The sequence below is a fragment of the Chryseobacterium binzhouense genome, from assembly GCF_007474545.1.
Lineage (GTDB): Bacteria > Bacteroidota > Bacteroidia > Flavobacteriales > Weeksellaceae > Chryseobacterium > Chryseobacterium binzhouense.
In genome coordinates, this window is the sequence record NZ_VKOG01000006.1 from 136,934 (window position 1) to 156,518 (window position 19,585).

General features: G+C 34.5%; 21 protein-coding genes and 2 tRNA genes. 12 read left to right on the forward strand and 11 right to left on the reverse strand.

Annotated elements, in window-relative coordinates; all coding sequences use genetic code 11:
- Positions 1-18: 18 nt before the first annotated feature.
- Both FNE73_RS14220 and FNE73_RS14225 read right to left on the reverse strand, forming a co-directional pair.
- On the reverse strand, positions 19-732 hold the full coding sequence (locus FNE73_RS14220) for a hypothetical protein (RefSeq protein WP_143885233.1): 714 nt from the start codon (positions 730-732) through the stop codon (positions 19-21).
- Positions 729-1,052, reverse strand: a complete 324-nt coding sequence (locus tag FNE73_RS14225; RefSeq protein WP_143885234.1) for a PadR family transcriptional regulator — start codon at positions 1,050-1,052, stop codon at positions 729-731. The genes FNE73_RS14220 and FNE73_RS14225 overlap by 4 nt, the downstream gene beginning before the upstream one ends.
- A 120-nt stretch (positions 1,053-1,172) precedes the next feature.
- On the opposite strand from FNE73_RS14225, the gene ruvC reads away from it, so the two are divergent.
- The 6 genes from ruvC to FNE73_RS14255 all read left to right on the forward strand — a co-directional run bounded on the left by ruvC (position 1,173) and on the right by FNE73_RS14255 (position 4,587).
- Positions 1,173-1,727 (forward strand): crossover junction endodeoxyribonuclease RuvC, encoded by a 555-nt coding sequence (ruvC, locus tag FNE73_RS14230; protein WP_143885283.1) that lies wholly within the window; start codon positions 1,173-1,175, stop codon positions 1,725-1,727.
- Between the two features lie 215 nt (positions 1,728-1,942).
- Entirely contained in the window at positions 1,943-2,263 is a 321-nt protein-coding gene (locus tag FNE73_RS14235) for a hypothetical protein (RefSeq protein WP_143885235.1), read from the forward strand.
- A gap of 77 nt (positions 2,264-2,340) precedes the next feature.
- The gene (gene rpsT / locus FNE73_RS14240) at positions 2,341-2,595 is read left to right on the forward strand and encodes a 30S ribosomal protein S20 (RefSeq protein ID WP_143885236.1); all 255 of its coding nucleotides are present in this window, start codon (positions 2,341-2,343) and stop codon (positions 2,593-2,595) included.
- Positions 2,596-2,605: 10 nt separating this feature from the next.
- Positions 2,606-2,677: transfer RNA gene (locus FNE73_RS14245), tRNA-Glu, on the forward strand.
- A 68-nt stretch (positions 2,678-2,745) separates the two neighbouring features.
- Positions 2,746-2,817, forward strand: a tRNA-Glu gene (locus FNE73_RS14250).
- 279 nt (positions 2,818-3,096) lie between these two features.
- Positions 3,097-4,587 (forward strand): hypothetical protein, encoded by a 1,491-nt coding sequence (locus FNE73_RS14255; protein ID WP_228430125.1) that lies wholly within the window; start codon positions 3,097-3,099, stop codon positions 4,585-4,587.
- 73 nt (positions 4,588-4,660) lie between these two features.
- Here FNE73_RS14255 and FNE73_RS14260 read toward each other — a convergent pair whose 3' ends face one another.
- From FNE73_RS14260 to FNE73_RS14275, 4 genes are all read right to left on the reverse strand, one after another.
- Positions 4,661-5,329 (reverse strand): superoxide dismutase, encoded by a 669-nt coding sequence (locus tag FNE73_RS14260; protein WP_143885237.1) that lies wholly within the window; start codon positions 5,327-5,329, stop codon positions 4,661-4,663.
- 79 nt (positions 5,330-5,408) lie between these two features.
- Positions 5,409-6,089: an SCO family protein gene (locus FNE73_RS14265; protein ID WP_185147355.1), complete on the reverse strand. Its 681-nt coding sequence runs from the start codon at positions 6,087-6,089 to the stop codon at positions 5,409-5,411.
- Entirely contained in the window at positions 6,076-6,351 is a 276-nt protein-coding gene (locus FNE73_RS14270; RefSeq protein ID WP_143885239.1) for a YHS domain-containing protein, read from the reverse strand. The genes FNE73_RS14265 and FNE73_RS14270 overlap by 14 nt, the downstream gene beginning before the upstream one ends.
- Positions 6,352-6,498: 147 nt before the next feature.
- Complete coding sequence (locus FNE73_RS14275; protein ID WP_143885240.1) at positions 6,499-6,861, reverse strand: hypothetical protein; 363 nt, start codon at positions 6,859-6,861, stop codon at positions 6,499-6,501.
- A gap of 123 nt (positions 6,862-6,984) precedes the next feature.
- On the opposite strand from FNE73_RS14275, the gene aroQ reads away from it, so the two are divergent.
- Positions 6,985-7,395, forward strand: a complete 411-nt coding sequence (aroQ, locus tag FNE73_RS14280; RefSeq protein WP_143885241.1) for a type II 3-dehydroquinate dehydratase — start codon at positions 6,985-6,987, stop codon at positions 7,393-7,395.
- A gap of 63 nt (positions 7,396-7,458) precedes the next feature.
- Here aroQ and yidC read toward each other — a convergent pair whose 3' ends face one another.
- Both yidC and FNE73_RS14290 read right to left on the reverse strand, forming a co-directional pair.
- Entirely contained in the window at positions 7,459-9,276 is a 1,818-nt protein-coding gene (gene yidC / locus FNE73_RS14285) for a membrane protein insertase YidC (RefSeq protein WP_143885242.1), read from the reverse strand.
- A 251-nt stretch (positions 9,277-9,527) separates the two neighbouring features.
- Complete coding sequence (locus tag FNE73_RS14290) at positions 9,528-11,135, reverse strand: CTP synthase (RefSeq protein ID WP_143885243.1); 1,608 nt, start codon at positions 11,133-11,135, stop codon at positions 9,528-9,530.
- Between the two features lie 634 nt (positions 11,136-11,769).
- On the opposite strand from FNE73_RS14290, the gene radA reads away from it, so the two are divergent.
- The 3 genes from radA (at position 11,770) to FNE73_RS14305 (ending at position 15,454) form a co-directional block, all read left to right on the forward strand.
- Positions 11,770-13,119 (forward strand): DNA repair protein RadA, encoded by a 1,350-nt coding sequence (gene radA / locus FNE73_RS14295; RefSeq protein WP_143885244.1) that lies wholly within the window; start codon positions 11,770-11,772, stop codon positions 13,117-13,119.
- 117 nt (positions 13,120-13,236) lie between these two features.
- Complete coding sequence (locus tag FNE73_RS14300) at positions 13,237-14,775, forward strand: zinc-dependent metalloprotease (RefSeq protein WP_143885245.1); 1,539 nt, start codon at positions 13,237-13,239, stop codon at positions 14,773-14,775.
- 85 nt (positions 14,776-14,860) lie between these two features.
- Positions 14,861-15,454 carry an acyl carrier protein phosphodiesterase gene (locus tag FNE73_RS14305; RefSeq protein WP_143885246.1) on the forward strand — a complete coding sequence of 198 codons (594 nt, stop codon included), beginning with the start codon at positions 14,861-14,863 and terminating at the stop codon, positions 15,452-15,454.
- Position 15,455: 1 nt separating this feature from the next.
- On the opposite strand, the gene FNE73_RS14310 is transcribed toward FNE73_RS14305, so the two are convergent.
- From FNE73_RS14310 to FNE73_RS14320, 3 genes are read right to left on the reverse strand one after another with little or no spacing between them, the layout of a single operon-like run.
- The gene (locus tag FNE73_RS14310; RefSeq protein ID WP_143885247.1) at positions 15,456-15,959 is read right to left on the reverse strand and encodes a DUF6702 family protein; all 504 of its coding nucleotides are present in this window, start codon (positions 15,957-15,959) and stop codon (positions 15,456-15,458) included.
- Positions 15,956-16,261, reverse strand: a complete 306-nt coding sequence (locus FNE73_RS14315; RefSeq protein WP_143885248.1) for a hypothetical protein — start codon at positions 16,259-16,261, stop codon at positions 15,956-15,958. Before FNE73_RS14315 ends, FNE73_RS14310 begins: the two co-directional genes overlap by 4 nt.
- A complete protein-coding gene (locus tag FNE73_RS14320) occupies positions 16,237-16,485 on the reverse strand; it encodes a hypothetical protein (protein WP_143885249.1) in 249 nt (82 codons plus the stop codon). Before FNE73_RS14320 ends, FNE73_RS14315 begins: the two co-directional genes overlap by 25 nt.
- A gap of 67 nt (positions 16,486-16,552) precedes the next feature.
- Between FNE73_RS14320 and FNE73_RS14325 the strand changes: the two genes are divergently transcribed.
- Both FNE73_RS14325 and FNE73_RS14330 read left to right on the forward strand, forming a co-directional pair.
- On the forward strand, positions 16,553-17,131 hold the full coding sequence (locus FNE73_RS14325) for a HupE/UreJ family protein (protein ID WP_143885250.1): 579 nt from the start codon (positions 16,553-16,555) through the stop codon (positions 17,129-17,131).
- 66 nt (positions 17,132-17,197) lie between these two features.
- Positions 17,198-19,576, forward strand: a complete 2,379-nt coding sequence (locus FNE73_RS14330) for a M1 family metallopeptidase (protein WP_143885251.1) — start codon at positions 17,198-17,200, stop codon at positions 19,574-19,576.
- Positions 19,577-19,585 lie beyond the last annotated feature (9 nt).

A 19,585-nucleotide genomic window follows, 5' to 3' on the forward strand; every position in this document is an offset into this window, starting at 1 on the left:
TTTTACTTCCAGATGTTTTTAATTTAGTAACTGAAGTTTTTTTATTGCTTTTTTATGCTCAATAAAATTCAAGATGCCAAAAATTCCAAAAGAATAAAGAAACAAACGATACGAGGACAATAGCATTAAAGTTATTACCGATACATTGTTTTCTGATTTAAAAAAATTATAAAGATATTCTCCTCCATTCATTATTAACTGGCTCATCCCAAAAAAACAGATCATCAATAAAGTAAGATTTTGCTGATAAAGCGTATAATTAATCTGTCCTTTGTATTTGTAATCTTTTCTAAAATAGTTTTTAAACTTTAAATTGAAAAAATACAGCAGAACAGCAGCCAATAAAAACATCAAATGACTTATTACAAAATATATTTTGAAAGAATCCAGGCTTACTGATAAAGAAATCATTAAAAAGCTTAATCCAAAAAATAATAATCCGAATAAAAATGATTTAAAAAGAATACTGTTAAACCTCTGCTTCATAATATTCTTTGCAATTTGCGGGAGTTTTTCGCGACCATAAAACATCCAATATGTTGTTAAGGAGAAATTTTCTCTCCACATAATTTCAACTTTAGAAAAACTTTCTTCAAAGCTTCTATTTTCATTACTCATACAATCTTCTATCTGCAAAATCATATGATCTTTAACTTCCAGCAAAATATCTAAAGGCAGTTTTTTAGAAATTAAAAACTGTTCAATCTCTAATTCTTGTTCTGATGAAATCATATATCAAAAATCGTTTTTAAATTGAACAAATATGATCTCATCTCGTCTTCCTGAGCCGCCTGCTGTTTTTTTCCCTTATCAGTAAGAAGGTAATATTTCCGGTTCCTGCCGTTGATTTCCTGAACTTCAGACGTAATGATGCCGTCCGCTTCCAATTTATGGAGGAGAGGATATAATGCCCCTTCCGTCATTTCAAGTTCGCCTTCTGTTAATTCTTTTGCACGCTGCGTGATTTGATAGCCGTACATTTTCACTTCTTTCGAAAGCAGTTTTAAAATAATATTCTGAAGCGTTCCTTTATATAGACTGTTTTTTTTCATTTCGAATTTAATACCTTACAAATCTATGCATAATTTTCTTATGTATATGGATTATTTTAAATTTATCTTACTACCGTGACCTTTGATGTAACTCCATAAATCCTATCTTTGCAGCAAATGATTGCAGCAGAAAAAATAATTTTAGGCATTGATCCCGGAACCGCTATTATGGGTTTTGGGCTGATTTCGGTAAAAAAAGGCAAAATGGAAATGATTTCTATCCATGAACTGATCCTGAAAAAATATCCCAATCACGAAACCAAGCTGAAATATATTTTTGACAAAACATTAGCACTTATTGACGAATTCCACCCAGACGAAGTGGCATTAGAGGCTCCTTTTTATGGTAAAAATGTACAGTCAATGCTAAAGCTTGGAAGAGCACAGGGAGTGGCAATGGCAGCCAGCTTACACCGTAATATTCCAATTACAGAATATTCTCCTAAAAAAATAAAAATGGCAATCACAGGAAACGGAAATGCCAGTAAAGAACAGGTTGCAGGAATGCTGCAAAACCTTTTAAATCTTAAAGAATTTCCCACAAAATACCTGGATGCATCTGACGGACTGGCGGTTGCGGTCTGTCATCACTTTAATTCCGGTACGCTAACAGATACGAAATCTTACACCGGCTGGGAAAGTTTTCTTAAACAAAATCCTGATCGTCTTAAATAAAAATAGTGAGCTGAATATAATTTTTTTATTCAGGTTTGAAAATATTTTTGCCGGAGATATTAAAAATCTTACATTTGCAGTTCCTTAAAGGGGAGGCATTACGTTCTTTTAAATTTCAGCCGACATAAAGTTGTGGTTAATGTAATTTAATCGTTCTTTATAAAGACAATTTAAAAAGATATTAAACTCCTTTTCAGGCTACAAAATTTTATATCATGCCGGATTTAAAAATTCAGGAAGCAAAACTGCTTTTTAATAAAATTCGCTCTAACCCAAAAAGCTATGATCTAAAAACTAGTACGGAAGGAATAACAGGCAACGATGAAAAAATTAGTTTCAGAATTTACAGGAACGGGGAAAGAAGTGTTTTTGAAGTAACCATCGACGGACTTACTTTCGCCAACTCCACAGGAGAATGGAACAACGCAATGATTATGTTGGAAAACATCATCAAAAAAATTGATAAAGAAACTGAAAATATCAAAGTACAACAGGCGCTGGATAAGCTTAAAAAGTACCTTTCAGAAGAAAATTAAAGAATTTAAAAAAAAGTTAAAAATAAATTTGGTGGGTAACAAAAAAGGTTATAAATTTGCACTCACATTTGAACGATATGGCAAATCATAAATCAGCACTTAAGAGAATAAGACAAAACGAAGTTAGAAAAGTTCGTAACAGATATTACCACAAGACTGCAAGAACTGCAATGAAAGTCTTGAGAAATGAAGAAGATAAAGCAGCTGCAAGTGAGCAATTGCCAAAAGTTATCTCTTTATTGGATAAGTTAGCAAAGAAAAACATTATTCACAAGAATAAGGCAGCTAACTTAAAAAGTAAATTAACTAAGCACGTTAACAAGTTAGCGTAATTATATAGTAGGCCCGTTCGTCTATCGGTTAGGACCTCAGATTTTCATTCTGGTAAGAGGGGTTCGATTCCCCTACGGGCTACTAATTTTAAGAGTTGATACTTATAAAAACAAAATCTAACACATAGTCTCTGATTATGGAAGATAGAAGGCCCGTTCGTCTATCGGTTAGGACCTCAGATTTTCATTCTGGTAAGAGGGGTTCGATTCCCCTACGGGCTACTTAACAACAATCAAAAACTCTGATAAATACAAGTATCAGAGTTTTTTGTTTTGAATTTTTACAAATTCCTTCAAGTTCTTAAATTCCATCTATTCATTACAACGAACGGAATCGGTAATTGTTATATGACTTAAGTCATAATTTCATTGTGTAACATTGCCGTAGCTTTGCATAATATATATTAGAAAAGCCCTAGTCTACAATTAATTTCAATGATAAATGATAATTATTAAATATTTATTATTGAATTACATTCACCAATACAAAATATTATTATTATGAAAAACATTTATATTACTTATAAACATAAACTTGTATCATTTTTATTGCTCATATTATCATTAACCCTTAATGCTCAAGTTGGAATTGGAACATCAACACCTGATGCCAGTTCTTTACTAGATCTAAATTCTACATCAAAAGGATTACTTACACCACGAATGACCACCACTCAAAGAAATGCAATTGTATCTCCGGCAGATGGCTTGATGGTATATGACACAACGCTAAAAGTATTTTACTATTATGTAGCTTCTACATCTTCCTGGTCTCCTATGGCAAGCGGTGTAACAGGGAGGCTAAATTTTAAACGTATAAAATCAACAGATGTTTTAGCAACCGTTTTGGCATCTGAACTTGCAGCAGGTGGAGGAACTAAATACGTGTTTGACGCTGATACTCTGTACGAAATTAACGGTCAGATACTGTTTGATTTTCCTATTGACATAAACAATTCATATATACAGGGTTTAGATACTAACAATGATATTATTGTCAGAACAACAGGTAATATATTTGAAGGAAGCACAGGAGGAAGCATCAGAAATGTAACACTTACTGCAACCGCAGGAAGCGTTTTTAATCTTAACAGTTCTGCAGCTCAAAATTTAATTTTCAGAGACTGTATTGTGGCAAATTCAAACAGCGTCGGTATCATTTCAGGTTTTGGATTGGTCTTTTCAAGCATTATTCAGTTCTCTGGCAATGCAAACGGAATAACGTACAACAATATAACGCAGTTACTTCTTAGCAATATAGGATGGTTTGGAAATAACACCGGAACTTATGAAAGGCTGACAGGCACATTTACATTAGTAGAAAAACAAGGCGGTTTTAGCCAGGTAAACGGAACGGCTGTAGGATTTGACGTTTCTACAGCTGGTCTTACAATTACCGGAGATGCGGTAATGGAATCTGTAGTTTTTACCGGAACAAATACAGCTGGATATGTAAGACCTTATACTACCGGTGCTTATCCCGGATATAATTTCAACAACAGCTGGACTGTGAGAGCAGCAGGAATTCCTACAGAAAGTGACAACACGGCAGTTGGAGATTTTGCTGTAGATTATCCGGTAGGAAATGGAATTGCTGTTAGTTTTAACAACAGTAACCCAAGTAATATTGTAAAAATTGGCACAGCTACTTCTATTTCTACATCATCAAATTTATTCAGATTTTCCACAGACGGAATTCCCAACAGATTAAAATATTTAGGAAAAAAGAAAAGAATTTTTCAAATTATTGGCTCTGTATCTTTTCAGGTACCCGCAGCCGGAACGTATATCATTTATATTGCCAAAAATGGTTCAGTTATCAGTCAATTTAAAGTTTACGGAAGAGGATCAGCAACAAACGATATTGTTGTAATTCCTATCAATGGAACTACCGAACTTCTTACCAACGATTATATTGAGATTTTTGCTCAACGTTTTTCCGGCAACACAGGTGATATAATTGTTCCCAATATGACAATTACGATAAAGTAAATTCTTGTGATGATAATTGATAATAGTAAAAGCCACTGCAAAACAGTGGCTTTATAATTTAGCATAAAAATTTCTACTTTACAGCTTCTTCATATCTTCTGCTGATCTCGTTCCAATTGGTAACATTCCAGATTGCCGTAAGATAATCGGCTCTTTTATTTTGATATTTCAGGTAATAAGCATGTTCCCAAACATCAATTCCGAAAATAGGAGTTCCTTTTTCCTTTACAACATCCATCAACGGATTATCCTGATTTGGAGTTGAAGAAACAAATAACTTTCCTTTTTTATCTACTGAAAGCCAAGCCCAACCAGAACCAAAGCGTTCTGCACCGGCTTTACTCATTTTTTCTTTGAAAGCATCCATGCTTCCGAATGCATCATTGATGGCTTTTGATAGTTTTGCTGATGGCTGCGTATTTTTTTGCGGAGTAAGTACCGTCCAGAATAATTCATGATTGTAATGTCCACCTGCATTATTTCTTACTGCTGTACTCAATTTTGACGCATTGGAAAGTATCTGGTACAAGCTCTGCTTTTCCTGAGGAGTTCCGGCAATAGCTTTATTGAGATTGTTCACATATCCTGCTGCATGTTTTGAATAGTGAATTTCCATAGTCTGCGCATCTATATTACCTTCCAAAGCATTGTAAGCATACGGCAAAGGTGACTGCTTAAATTGTGAAAACGCAAACTGAGCGGTCATAACTGCAGTAAGTGCTGCGATTTTAAAAATTTTCATAATGTATTATTTTATGGTTTTTGATAAAATTGAAAATCAAATGATTAAAATAAATAATCTAAAACTTTGTCTTCCAAAATCATTCCAATAATTTTCTGATATCTTCAATTAAAATTTCCCGATCCGGATGGTATTTTCCGTTGAGTTTAGGATTTTTTCCTTCAGGATCTTCATAATTCAATCCGGAATAATAAAGAATGGGCATATTATGTTTATCATATCGACAACGTATGTTTCCTTCTTTATCAACCAGAGCAATCATTCCGCTATGATTTAGATTTTCACTTTCATCTTCTTTATCTCCTACATAAATATCAAATTCATCAGCTAATTTACCAATATAATCGCGATTTCCCGTAAGAAAATGCCAGTTTGGAGATTTTACCCCTATTCTTTTTGCATGTTCTTTTAATGTTTCGGGAGTATCATTTTCAGGATCAATACTGATAGAGATAATTCCAAAATCCTTACTGTTGATTTCATCCTCAATTGCTCTCATATTGGTATTCATTACAGGACAAATTGTTGGACATTTGCTGAAAAAAAACTCTACAAGATATACTTTTCCCAGCATGTCTTTACTGGTAATTTTTTTATTGTTTTGATTTGTCAGTTCAAAATTCGGAACTTTCATTACCGTGTAAAGATTTTTCTTGAAATAATTCATCCCAAAACCAATCCCGAAAAAAAGTAAAGCAATGACAATAATGGGAATAATAATTTTAGTTTTATTATTCCCTTCTTTTTTATTTTTGGACATATTTTTCAGGGTTTTTCTTGAACTCGTCTCTGCAATAGCTACTGCAAAAACCGTAGGTTTTGTTTTTATAAACCGCTGTATCCTTCATATCACTTTCTGTTTTCATGTGACAAATAGGATCTACCGCATTGGCAAATTTCACATTTTGAGTTTCCGTTTTAGCTGACTTATTATTTTTTTTCTGTTTTACTTTTGGAGTTTCCTGAGCGCAGGCAAATAATGACATCGACAATAATGCCGTGAATAAAATTTTTGATTTCATTTTATTTAAAATTTAAATTAAAAATAGTTTGATTAAAAATCTGTTGATAAGTCAAATTTAATATTAAAATAGCTCAATCGGCATTATTCACAATAGAAATATGCTTTTAACTACATTAAAACCGACAACAGATTAGCCGAAATTTCACTAAGACAAGGGAGGATGAAATATTCTTGAAAAATATTCTGAATTGTACAGACAAGAATTATTGATATATAATTTTACTGCAGACTGAGGCAATAAAGAAGTTTCAGTAAGCGTTAGAATTTCATTAAAAACAAAAACATCCAAACCTGCAATTTTAATATTCTGACCGTTCAAAGAATGCTTTTCTGCTTTTGATAGCTCTTTTGTTAAATAACATTTACCTTTGCAGTAAGAGTTTTCTACAGTCCGGTTTTCACAAAGATTTTCTACGATGTAATCATAATTTACCACATAATTTATCATCGGCAAAACAGGTCGTATTGCGATGGTAAAAACGATAAAAAGAGATATGAAAAACTTCAATTATAAAATCTTTATTACAAATATACCATTCAAAATTTTATTTCAGGACAATAATGATGAATGTCATTATATTTGCAAAATCATTTCTTCATTGTTAAATGAATTTAAAACCACTTCCCTATCATGAAAATTTTAATCATCAACGGTCCCAATCTTAATCTTTTGGGAACAAGAGAGCCGGAGATCTACGGTACTGTTTCTATGGAAGATTATCTCAATCAGCTCAAAACCGAGTTTTTCTCTCAGGAGCTGAATTATTATCAATCTAATATTGAGGGAGAAATCATCAATCGCATTCAGGAAGATGATTTTGATGCTTTAATTATCAATCCGGGAGCTTTTACACATTATTCTTATGCAATTGCCGATTGTTTAAAAAACATCAGTAAACCTAAGATAGAAGTTCATATCAGTAACATTTATAAGCGGGAAGAGTTTCGTCAAAAATCAGTAACAGCAGCAAATACAGACGGAGTCCTTTCCGGATTTGGCATGAACGGTTACAGACTGGCTGTATTAAGTTTAATTTCTTAGCTAAAGATAAACAACATCTACAAAAAAACAGTCTCACCAAATTGATGAGACTGTTTTTTCTAATTATTTTTTTCTGTTTCTCTGTTGTTCCTGTGCTTTCTGCTGCTCCTGTGCTTTCTCCATCATCTCTCTCATTCTTTTCTGAAACTTGCCTTCTTTTTTAGGCTGTGCTTTATTTGCCTGAATCTGTGCATGAATCTTCTTTTCATCCAGAATCACATATTTAATGACAAGAATAATCAAAATATTAATTGCATTGGATACAAAATAATACCAGGACAAACCTGAAGCAGATGTATTAAGGAAAAATAAGAATGTAATCGGGAAAATATACATGATTACTTTCATATTCGGCATTCCTTCCTGTTGTGGCTGCTGCATATTTCCGGAAGTCATTACGGTATAAATTAAAATCACAATCGTACATGCAATCGCAAAAACACTTAAATGATCTCCCAAGAAAGGAATTTTGAAAGGTAATTTAATCAAATCATCATACGCTGTTAGATCTTTTGCAAACCAGAATCCCTGTCCTCTTAAATCAATAAAATTCGGGAAGAATCTGAATAAAGCATAAAATATTGGAATCTGAACCAATGCCGGTAAACAGCCTGCCATTTGATTGACTCCTGCTTTTCGGTAAACTTCCATTGTCGCCTGCTGCTTTTTCATTGGATCTGCATCCTTAAATTTAGCATTTACCTCATCTATTTCCGGACGGATTACCTTCATCATTGCACTCAGCTTGTGCTGTTTGTACATAATAGGTGACAAGATCAGTTTCACAATAATCGTCATTAAGAAAATCACCCATCCTGCTGCAATTCCCCAATCTGCAATGATGTTGTACATCGGCATGAAGAAATAACGGTTCATAGAACCAATAAATGACCATCCTAAAGGTAATATTTCGTCAAAATTTTTGTCATACGATTTTAGTAAAGGTAAATCAAGCGGCATAAAATACCATGTGAAATCCTGATTAAGTTCACTTCCTGTCATTGGAACAAAACCTTCAAAATTTAATTTTTTCAGGTATTCACCTTCTTCTATGTTTTCCTGATTTCCTTTGCTTTGTGTGAAGCCGCTTTTAGATTCAATAACGGATGAGAAAAACTGCTGTTTTACCCCAATCCAGTTAAGGGTTTCATCTTTTTCATCCATTGTTGTTCTGCCGTCATAATCATAATCATTATAATTATTAAAGGCATACGAAAATTCTGAATGCGACTGTTCCTGAGATCTTCCTTTTTCCACATTTCTTACGCTGTAATCCCAGATAAAATCTGCTTTGTTATCGGAAGAAATATTTGCCAGTCCCTGAGATCTCACTTTAAAATCTAAAGTATACTGATCTTTCAGTTCTCCTACTGTATTTAAAGTATAAATAAACTGGATAGCTGCTCCGTTGTAATTGGCAGTTAAGGTCAACGCATTTCCGTTAACAACAGGCGAGAAAACCAAATCTTTGGTGTTGATTACTTTTCCTGTTTTGTCTTTGAACTGAAAACCGTAGCTCGAATTGTTTTTATTGATCAGATACAGCGGCAGATCTGCTTTATCAGTCTTTTGATCGTAAGCTTTATATTTCAAAAGCTCCACTTTGGAAACCTGACCTCCCAGACTTGAAAACTCAAGCTTCAGTTCGTTATTAGCAAGTGTTGCCGTCTGAATAGAATTGGGTGTTACATTAGGATTGATATTGGCTGCCTGAGTAGACTTTACAGAATTTTGTTTTTGTTCTGTTTTCTGTTTTTCAGCATTTAAAGCCTCCTCTGTCTGCTGATCTTTCTGGAAATAAAACATAAATCCGAAAAGAACCAAACATAAAACCGCAAAACTGATAATCTGACTTTTATCGAGTCCGTTGTTCTGTTGCATTTTATTTTAATTAAAATTTTTAAATTTAAACAAACATGGTAATCCCATGCTTTTTGAGTCGACAAAAATACTGTTTTTTTATCAAAACTCTATACTATAATGTGTTACTATATAATAAACTCAGGCTGAGAATAATCAGTCTGAGCTTATCTATGACGTTCGTAATTTCAGAATTACTTTTTTTCAAACCTTAGATTTTAAAAACCTATAAGGTTTCGCAAAACTATAAATCTATCAATCTAATTTTACAATTATTTCGAAGTACAAGCTTTAATAAACGCTCTGAATAAAGGATGTGGTGTTGCTACCGTACTTTTGTATTCAGGATGGTACTGCACTCCGACATAGAAAGGATGATCCGGCATTTCCAACGCTTCAACCAAGCCGGTTTCAGGGTTTGTTCCTGTCGCTAAAAACCCGTTTTTCTCAAATTCACCAATATACTCACTGTTGAACTCATATCTGTGACGGTGTCTTTCAGTAATATTTTTTGCGCCGTAAATATCGTTTAGTCTAGAACCGTTTTTCAAAGAGCATTTCCAGGCTCCAAGACGCATAGTTCCACCTTTATCTACTACATTTTTCTGTTCTTCCATTAAAGAAATCACAGGATGTTCGGTAGAAGTATCAAATTCCATAGAGTTGGCTTTGGAATACCCAAGAACATTTCTAGCAAACTCAATGGTCATGATCTGCATTCCCAGACAAATTCCCAACATCGGAACTTTATTTTCTCTTGCATATTGAGCAGTCAGCACTTTCCCTTCAATTCCTCTGTCACCAAAACCCGGCGCCACCAAAATTCCGCTTACTCCGGCTAAGGTTTCTTTAATATTTTCAGAAGTTAAATCTCCACTGTACACCCATCTTATTTTCACTTCAGTTTCCAAATCAGCTCCGGCATGTTTGAAAGCCTCAGCAATTGAGATGTATGAATCCTGAAGAGATACATATTTTCCAACCAAAGCAATCTCAACAGATTTTTTAGGATTCTGGAATTTTTTAAGGAATGTTTTCCAGTCTTTCAGGTCGGCATCTTTATCGCTTTTCAGATCTAATTCCTTCAGAACTACATCATCAAAATTTTGCTTCTGAAGGTACATCGGAACTTCATATATTGTTTCCAGATCTTTACATTCAATCACATTATCCAAAGGAACATTACAGAACTGAGCCAGTTTTGCTCTCTGATCTTTTGGAATCTTGTGTTCTGTACGGCAAACCAAAACATCTGCCATGATTCCGCTTTCCATTAGCTGACGAACAGAATGCTGTGAAGGTTTTGTTTTTAATTCTCCACTGGAAGCCAGATATGGTAATAAAGTAAGATGAATCACCATAGAATTTTTCTCACCCAATTCCCACTTCAACTGACGAACGGTTTCAATGTAAGGTAAAGATTCGATATCTCCGACAGTTCCACCGATTTCGGTAATGATGATATCGTAATTTTGTTTGGATAGAATTTTAATTCTGCGTTTGATTTCGTTGGTAATATGAGGAATTACCTGAACTGTTTTTCCAAGAAAGTCTCCTTTTCTTTCTTTTTCAATGACAGTCTGGTAGATTTTTCCTGTAGTAACGTTGTTGTTTTGAGAAGTCGGCGCATCAAGATAACGCTCGTAGTGACCTAAATCCAGATCCGTCTCCGCACCATCTTCGGTTACATAGCATTCTCCGTGCTCATAAGGATTCAAAGTTCCCGGGTCAATATTGATGTAAGGATCAAGCTTTTGAATAGTTACGTTGAAGCCGCGTGATTTTAGTAATAGACCAAGAGAAGCAGAAACGATTCCCTTTCCCAAAGATGAAGTTACACCTCCTGTCACAAAGATGTACTTTGTATTCTTTTTACTCATTAGATTAGGTTTGTGCAAAGTTAGGGGAAAAAGAAAAGCAAAGCAATTTATTTTGGAATCTGTAGTTTTAAAAACTAAAAAGGCTTCCCAAAAACTGAGAAGCCTTAACCTAAACCAAATTATATATATGAAAATTATTGTTGCAATGACTTATTTAAAAGTCTTACATCATATAGATTAAAAGTGATTGTAAAAGTTAAATTAATTGAATTCTAAATTGGTCATGATAAAAGAACTTTTTGAACTACAACAAGTATTAAACAGTTTTTCAAAACTTTAAAATGATGATTAAAGACAGACAATCATTTTTAAACATAAAACTCATTTTTTTGAATTGAAGTTTTATTTTACGCAAAGTTTTATTTTCAAAGCATTTCATTTGAGATGCAAAGGCAAATCAATTGCTCATAAAACCTGAAAACATGGCTTCGTCAATCAACTTGCTGATCTTCTTTGCTCCTTGTATAGTTTTTATTTTAAAAAACTTTGCGTTTAAAAATATGCATATTTAGATTCAGTATGTAAAAATGACATTACTCTAAAAATAATCAGACTCAAAAAAAATATTCTTCATGCTTGAAATTAAAACAATTTTCAGTCTGAAAAATTCAAAAAAAATATAGAAATTCGCAGTATGGCAAAACTCAAAACAGCATATTTCTGTCAGAACTGTGGTTCGCAATACCCGCAATGGACGGGGCAGTGCAAAAATTGCGGAGAATGGAACACTTTAGTAGAAGAAGTCGTGGAAAAAACCTCATCCAAAACTTCCCCTTTTTCAAAATCGAAACAGAATGTTATCAACATCATTGAAGTAGAAGCCATTGAAGAACCAAGAATAAAAACTCCTTCCGATGAACTGAACCGTGTTTTGGGCGGCGGAATTGTATTGGGGTCTGTTACTTTGATCGGCGGCGAACCCGGAATCGGGAAATCTACCCTGCTTCTTCAGCTTGCCCTGAAAATGAAGAAAAAAATCTTCTATGTTTCCGGGGAAGAAAGTGCTTCGCAAATCAAAATGAGAGCCGATCGTTTGGCGGAAATCAAAAATCCCAACTGCTTTCTTTTTACAGAAACGAATCTGGAAAAAATTCTTCATGAAGCCAAAAAACTGGAGCCTGATTTTGTGATTATTGATTCCATTCAGACTTTACAGTCACAGTTAATTGAAAGCTCACCCGGAACTGTTTCTCAGATTCGGGAATGCTCTAATGAAATCATCAAATACGCCAAAGAAAATAATGTGCCTGTATTTTTGGTGGGTCACATCACGAAAGACGGACAAATTGCAGGTCCCAAAGTACTGGAACACATGGTAGATGTGGTGTTGAATTTTGATGGTGACAGAAATCATCTTTTCCGATTATTGAGAGCCAATAAAAATCGTTTCGGATCGACTTCCGAGATCGGAATTTATGAAATGATTTCGCAGGGTTTAAAAGAGATAAAAAATCCATCCGAAATTTTAATTACCAAAAAATTTGAGGAACTTTCAGGAAATTCTGTTGCGGTAACACTAGAAGGAAACCGTCCGATGCTTTTAGAAATTCAGGCTTTGGTAAGCACAGCGGTTTACGGAACTCCGCAAAGAAGCTGCACTGGTTTTGATTCTAAAAGACTCAATATGCTTTTGGCTGTTCTGGAAAAAAGAGCGGGTTTCCAATTGGGAGCAAAAGACGTTTTCCTGAATATTACAGGCGGTATAAAAACTGATGATCCTGCTTTGGATTTAGCCGTAGTTGCTTCTATTCTTTCGTCCAATGAAGACATTGCAATTTCTGAACAGTTTTGCTTCGCAGGAGAAATTGGTTTAAGCGGAGAAATACGACCGGTTGCACAAGTTGAGCAAAGAATTACAGAAGCCGAAAAACTGGGCTATGAAAAGATTTTTGTTTCTAATCTGAATAAAATTCCCAAAAGAAAATTCGGGATCAAAATTGAAGAAGTGAGCAAAGTTGAGGATTTTCACGAAAGACTGTTTTAAAAAAATAAAATCTGATCAAAAAAGATTATATTTACAGTTGTAAAAGCTTTATTCATAAAACTTTAGAAGTAAAGCGGTTAAAAAAAACAATATCAATCCATATCAAAAATACGGAATATGAGAAACAAAATTACTTTTTTGATGCTTTTTTGCAGTATCATTATTTTTTCACAGAATAAAATATTCCAGAACAGCATCAGTGAAAACAGCCTCAACTCAGAGCAGAAAGTTAGTAAAGATCTCGCCTCAACCTATCTTTCAACAAAATATTATGCACAATCATCTTTCGGATTACAATCTGATCTTACCATAGTTTTACCGGGCAACAGAGAGATTAAAGCACAATTCTCCAGAAATTTTAAATACAGTAACGGAAGTGAATCATCAGTTTTCAGCGTACAAAATGAACCAAAATCTGAACTTGTTTTTTCTAAAGCAGGAAATGCAATTACAGGAATGTATGTTTCTGTTTCCGGAGAAAAAATAATTTTCCATCAGTTAGATACCAATTTATTTGCTGTTTCTGTGGTAAATGAAGCTTCCTTGATTCAGAGAGATTCTAATGAAGATTTTATCGTAAACAATTCTGCAATTTCGCAAAAAGTAAATTCAAACATCTGTCTGGATGCCACACCAGTTTGTCCTTCCACCACGATCGACGTTCTTATTGTGTATACTTCTGCTGCAAGAGCCTCTTGGGGAGGTGTTTCACAAAGCAATTCTTTTGCCGCAACCGCCATTACAAATTTTAATACAGCTCTTATTAATTCAGGTGTTACCAATACTTTTATCAACTTGGTATATTCAGGTGAGATATTTTATACCGAATCAGGAAGTATTTCTACGGATTTAGCTAATTTCAGAAACAATGGTGACGGATTTTTAGATGATGTACATGTTTTAAGAAGCACCTATGGAGCCGATCTTTGCGCTCTGGTAACAGGATCACCAACCAATACCTGCGGATTAGGTTATCTGAACACCAATCCGACCAATTATTCTGCCAATGCAGCATTTTCGGTAACTCTGTTTAATTGTGTTGTTACTAATTACAGTCTCTCGCACGAGATGGGACACAATATGGGACTGAGACATGACTGGTTTGTAGACTCAAGTACAACACCATGCAGCAATCATCATGGTTATGTGAATCAGACTGCCGTACTTTTGGGTACATCAAGCATATCATCACAGCGTTGGAGAACAATCATGGCATATAACGACGAATGTACCACCAACGGGATTTCCTGTGCAAGAATCAACAGATGGGCAAATCCGAATGTAAATTACAATTCTGAACCCACTGGAGTTGCCATTGGAAATCCAAATCCAGCCAATGAAGCTTTTGGCTTTTCGCGATTTGCATGTGTTGTTTCACAGTTTATGCCTACATCTAGTTTGGGAACATTTGAAGTGGGAAACAGAGATGTAAAAGATTTTACCGTTTTTCCTAATCCTGCAAAGGATGAAATTAATATCTGGATCAAAAATGATGAAGCATATACTTATAAGGTAGTTAACATTCTTGGGCAGATTGTTATTTCAAGTGATAAAAAAACCATCAATCTGAAAGGACTTCCTTCAGGAGAATATTTCCTGAATGTTTACACCGATAAAAATACTTTTGTAGCAAGCAAAAAGTTTATTGTAAAATAATTTTTTGTTTAAAACTAAATCAGGAAAATCCTTTATCTTAGTCTAAAGATAAAGGATTTTAAATTTAAGCCTTTATAAAGATTGTATGAATTTTCTTGCCCACTCATTTCTTTCCTTTTCTGACGGACAAATTGTCGGGCAGTTTCTTGAAGATTTTATCCGGAACAATGAGCGGTATAATTTCCCAAAAGAAATACAGGACGGGATCACCATGCACAGAGCCATTGATACCTTTACCGACTCACACCCCGCAATACATGAAGCAAAAAAAATATTCAGTCCGCTTGTGAGACTGTATGCCGGAGCTTTTGTGGATGTTTCTATGGATTATTTTCTGGCAACAGATTTTAGCTTACATGATTTAAACGGCTGGAAAGAACATTCACTTAAAATTTATAAAGTTTTAAATGAAAATTTAGAGTATTTTCCGGATGCCTTTAAAAGGATGCTTATCAAAATGGAACACGATGACTGGTTATTCAATTACCGTGAAGATTGGGGCATCCAGTTTAGTATTCAGAATGTTTTAAACAAAGCAAAATATTTAGATAAAAACATTCCGGTTTTTCAGGCTTTTTTAGATAATAAAAAAAAATTACAGAAATGTTATGATAATTTCTTTCCGGATTTACTGGCGCATGCAAAAGCAGAAAATGCACTTTTACAATTGGAAAGATAAGCTAAAACTGCTGATACAGATACCGATTCGGATAAGTTAATTTTTCACTTTTCCGTGTTCCGTTGATGATGACATGAACCAAGTTAATCTGGTCATCAAACAGATTATATAAAAAACTTACTGCAGCTTCTATTTTTTTCGGGTTTTCAATTTTTTCGGATTCAAGATAAATGTTAACGGATTCGCTGTCTTCCTCATAACCCACATAATTTACCTTTAAAAACTGACTATTGGTTTTTAATTTAAAATATTCTGAACTGTAATTTCTAATAGCTTCATCAAGCTGTGTTTTATATTTGGAATCATTAAAATGAAAAGGCTTTCCGTATTTTTTGGCTAAACCATTCTCAAGATCATCCAGAAAAAACCTTCCGGTAATTTCAAAAGCTTTTGACTTTGAATTGTAATTGATTTCTACCGAACCTACATGATAAGGATGTTTAACTTTGGTAAATGACGAAAAAGAAAGAAAGCAAATAAGAATTAGAAATAGTATTTTTTTCATTTTAAAAGTTCAATTATTTTTTCAGGATTTTGTCTCATACCAAAGAACAGAAGAACTTTTATTTGCTTTTCATTTTCTTTTCTGAAGAACATCCTGACGTGTTTTTTGCCTATCAATACACTTTTGATAGAATCGTCTCTGGAATTTTGAAATTGCGAATACTGTCCATTTTCAAGATCATTTGTGATCCTTTTTACATCCTGTAAAAAATTAACAATCTCTCGGTTAGTCCATATTTCCCTAAGAAACTGAATATTTTCAGCTAAAGTTTTGCGTGCTATTTCTGAGAATTCAACTTGCATATTTCCTCGTCAATAAATTCAAAAAACTCATCTTTAGAAATCATGTCACTTTCTTTTAAAGATTTCCCATACTTCGCTATCTCTTCATAAACATGAGCAGGAACTCCCTCAATCATTTCGTACCCGCTTTCTACAGAAACCGATTTTACTCCTTTTATCTTTTCTAAAAGCTGTTTGATAAAAACAAAATCTTCAGAATTTTCCAACTCGATATTGACAATCATAATGCTGAATTTTATACAAAGTTAAAATAAATTTTGTATCATCGCATTTTAAAAAAATATCATCAAAATGCAGGATTTTTTATTTTATCTGAAACTTGGCTGGGAACACATCATCTCTCTTGATGCACTTGATCATCAACTTTTTGTTTTGGCTTTAATCGCAGTATACACTTCCAAAGACTGGAAAAAAATACTGGTTTTGGTAACCGCTTTTACCATTGGGCATTCTATTACTCTAGCTTTAAGCATTTTAGACATTGTAAGAGTATCCTCAGACTGGGTAGAATTTTTAATTCCACTAACGATAGTTTTAACTTCTTTGAGTAACATTCTCAATAAAAATAAAAATCAGTCAAAAAGTAAGTTCAATTATTATCTGGCTTTATTTTTCGGATTGATTCACGGGATGGGCTTTGCCAATACAGCAAGAGTAATCATTGCCAAAAGCCAGAGTATTGCAGTTCCGTTGCTGGGTTTTAATATTGGTCTTGAACTGGGACAGATTCTCATTGTTTTTGCAATATTAATACTGCTTTTTATTCTTTTAAATCTATTTAAAATCAATAAAAAAGACTGGGTTTTATTTATATCTTCAGGAGTTTTTGCCCTGGCTTTAAAGATGACTTTGGAAAGAATTCCTTTTTAAGGCTGAAACATTTTGAAATTTTTAACTACTTATTATTATATTTGATAATTATTTAAATTTTCTTTCATGAAACTAACTGTTACTGCTCTTTCGGTATTTTTATATTTGGGTGTCTCTGCACAGCAAATCCAAAACAACCCAGGAAGCAATCACGGCAATAAATTTGAGCAGCTGGGAACCATTCTTCCTACTCCGAATGTCTACAGAACAGCTTCCGGAGCACCGGGACACGCTTATTGGCAGAACAGGGCGGATTACGAAATTTCCGCTTATCTGGATGAAGACAAAAGAAATCTGAGAGGCTCTGAAACTGTTACGTATTACAACAATTCACCTGATGATTTAGATTATATCTGGCTCCAGTTGGATGAAAACCAGCAGTCGTCGGTAAAAAAAGCAGATTATCCTTTTTCTTCCACTCTACCCAAAGCTGTGAGCGATCAGCAGCTGAAAGTTTCAGAATTACCTGTGAAAGATAATGGTTACGGAGTAAATCTGGAAAAAGTAACAGATGCATCAGGAAATCCTTTGAAATATACGGTCAACAAAACAATAATGCGTATTGATCTGCCTAAAGTTTTGAAGAAAGGTGAAAAATTCATTTTTAAAATTGACTGGAATTATAACATTCCTAACCGAATGAAAATGGGCGGCAGAGGCGGTTATGAAAATTTTCCGGAAGATGGGAATGATTTGTATACTATTACGCAGTGGTTTCCTAGAATGTGTGTGTACAGCGATTTTCAGGGATGGCAGAATCACCAGTTTACAGGAAGAGGAGAATTTGCTTTAGTTTTCGGAAATTATAAAGTTTCTGTAAATGTTCCCGCAGATCATATCGTGGGCGGAACGGGCGAATGCAAAAATTACGAACAGGTTCTTACCTCAGATCAGCTTACCAGATACAGAAAAGCAGAAAAAGCTAACGAACCGGTTGAAATTGCAACATTAGACGAAGCTAAAAAAGCAGAGAAAAACCGCTCAAAGCAGAGAAAAACCTGGATTTTTGAAGCCAAAGATGTAAGAGATTTTGCCTGGACTTCATCAAGAAAATTTGTTTGGGACGGAATGGGAGTTTTAATTCCGGAAAACAACAATAAAGTAATGGCAATGAGCTTCTATCCTAAAGAAGCGTATGGTTTATACAGAAAATTTTCCACGAAAGCTGTTGCACATACTATAAAGACTTATTCAGAATATACGGTTCCATATCCGTATCCTGTTGCGCAGTCTGTAGAGGCTTCCAACGGGATGGAATATCCGATGATCTGCTTTAATTTCGGAAGAACAGAAAAAGACGGAACTTATTCCGAAGGCACAAAGAACGGAATGATCGGGGTAATTATTCATGAAGTGGGACACAATTTTTTTCCGATGATCATCAATTCAGATGAAAGACAATGGAGCTGGATGGATGAAGGCTTAAACACATTCACCGAATATTTAACGGAAGAAAAATGGGACAACAAATTCCCTTCAAAACGCGGACCGGCATGGACGATTGTTGACTACATGAAACTTCCGAAAGATCAGTTGGAACCCATTATGAGTAATTCTGAAAATATTATTCAGTTTGGACCCAATGCTTATGCAAAACCTGCAACAGGTTTAAATATTCTTCGCGAAACCATTATGGGAAGAGAGCTTTTTGACAAAGCCTTCAAAACTTATTCAAAGAGATGGGCGTTTAAACATCCCGAACCTGCAGATTTTTTCAGAACGATGGAAGATGCAAGCGGAGAAGATCTGGACTGGTTCTGGAGAGGCTGGTTCTACGGCACAGACCCGGTTGACATTGCTATTGATAAAGTTACTGTAGCAACACCCGATTTTGCAGCTGTGCAACAAGAGCGTGAAATTAAATATAAAGTTGAGAAACCTGTACAAAATGAATTTGAAGATATTTCTAAAATAAGAAACAGAGAAGATAAAACCATCACTTTTGAAGTAGAAAAAGACAAAAGTCTGCAGGATTTTTATTACCGATACGACCGAGGTCAGGAAAAAGTAGACTATAATAAAGAATATACCTTTAAAACTGAAGGAAGTGACGCCTTAGATAAAAAAGAGCAGGATAAACTCAAGAACCTTACTGCATATCAAATCGATTTTGTTAACAAAGGTGGTCTAGTAATGCCGATCATTCTTGAATTTACTTTCGAAGACGGCACCAAGCTGAGAGACAAATCTTCAGCACAAATCTGGAGACACAATGAGCAAAAAGTTTCCAAGACTTTTTATTTTGATAAAAAATTGAAGTCTGTACAGCTGGATCCTATGAGAGAAACAGCAGATATTGATACTTCAAACAATTTCTGGAGCCATGACGGAAGCACCTCTGAAACTTCAAAATTTCAGGTATTCAAGCAGAAAAAAGACGGTCCGGTAAGAGGCGGCGGCAACGGAAGAGTAAATCCGATGCAGGCGGCAGGAAAGAAAGACTAAATGAAATGG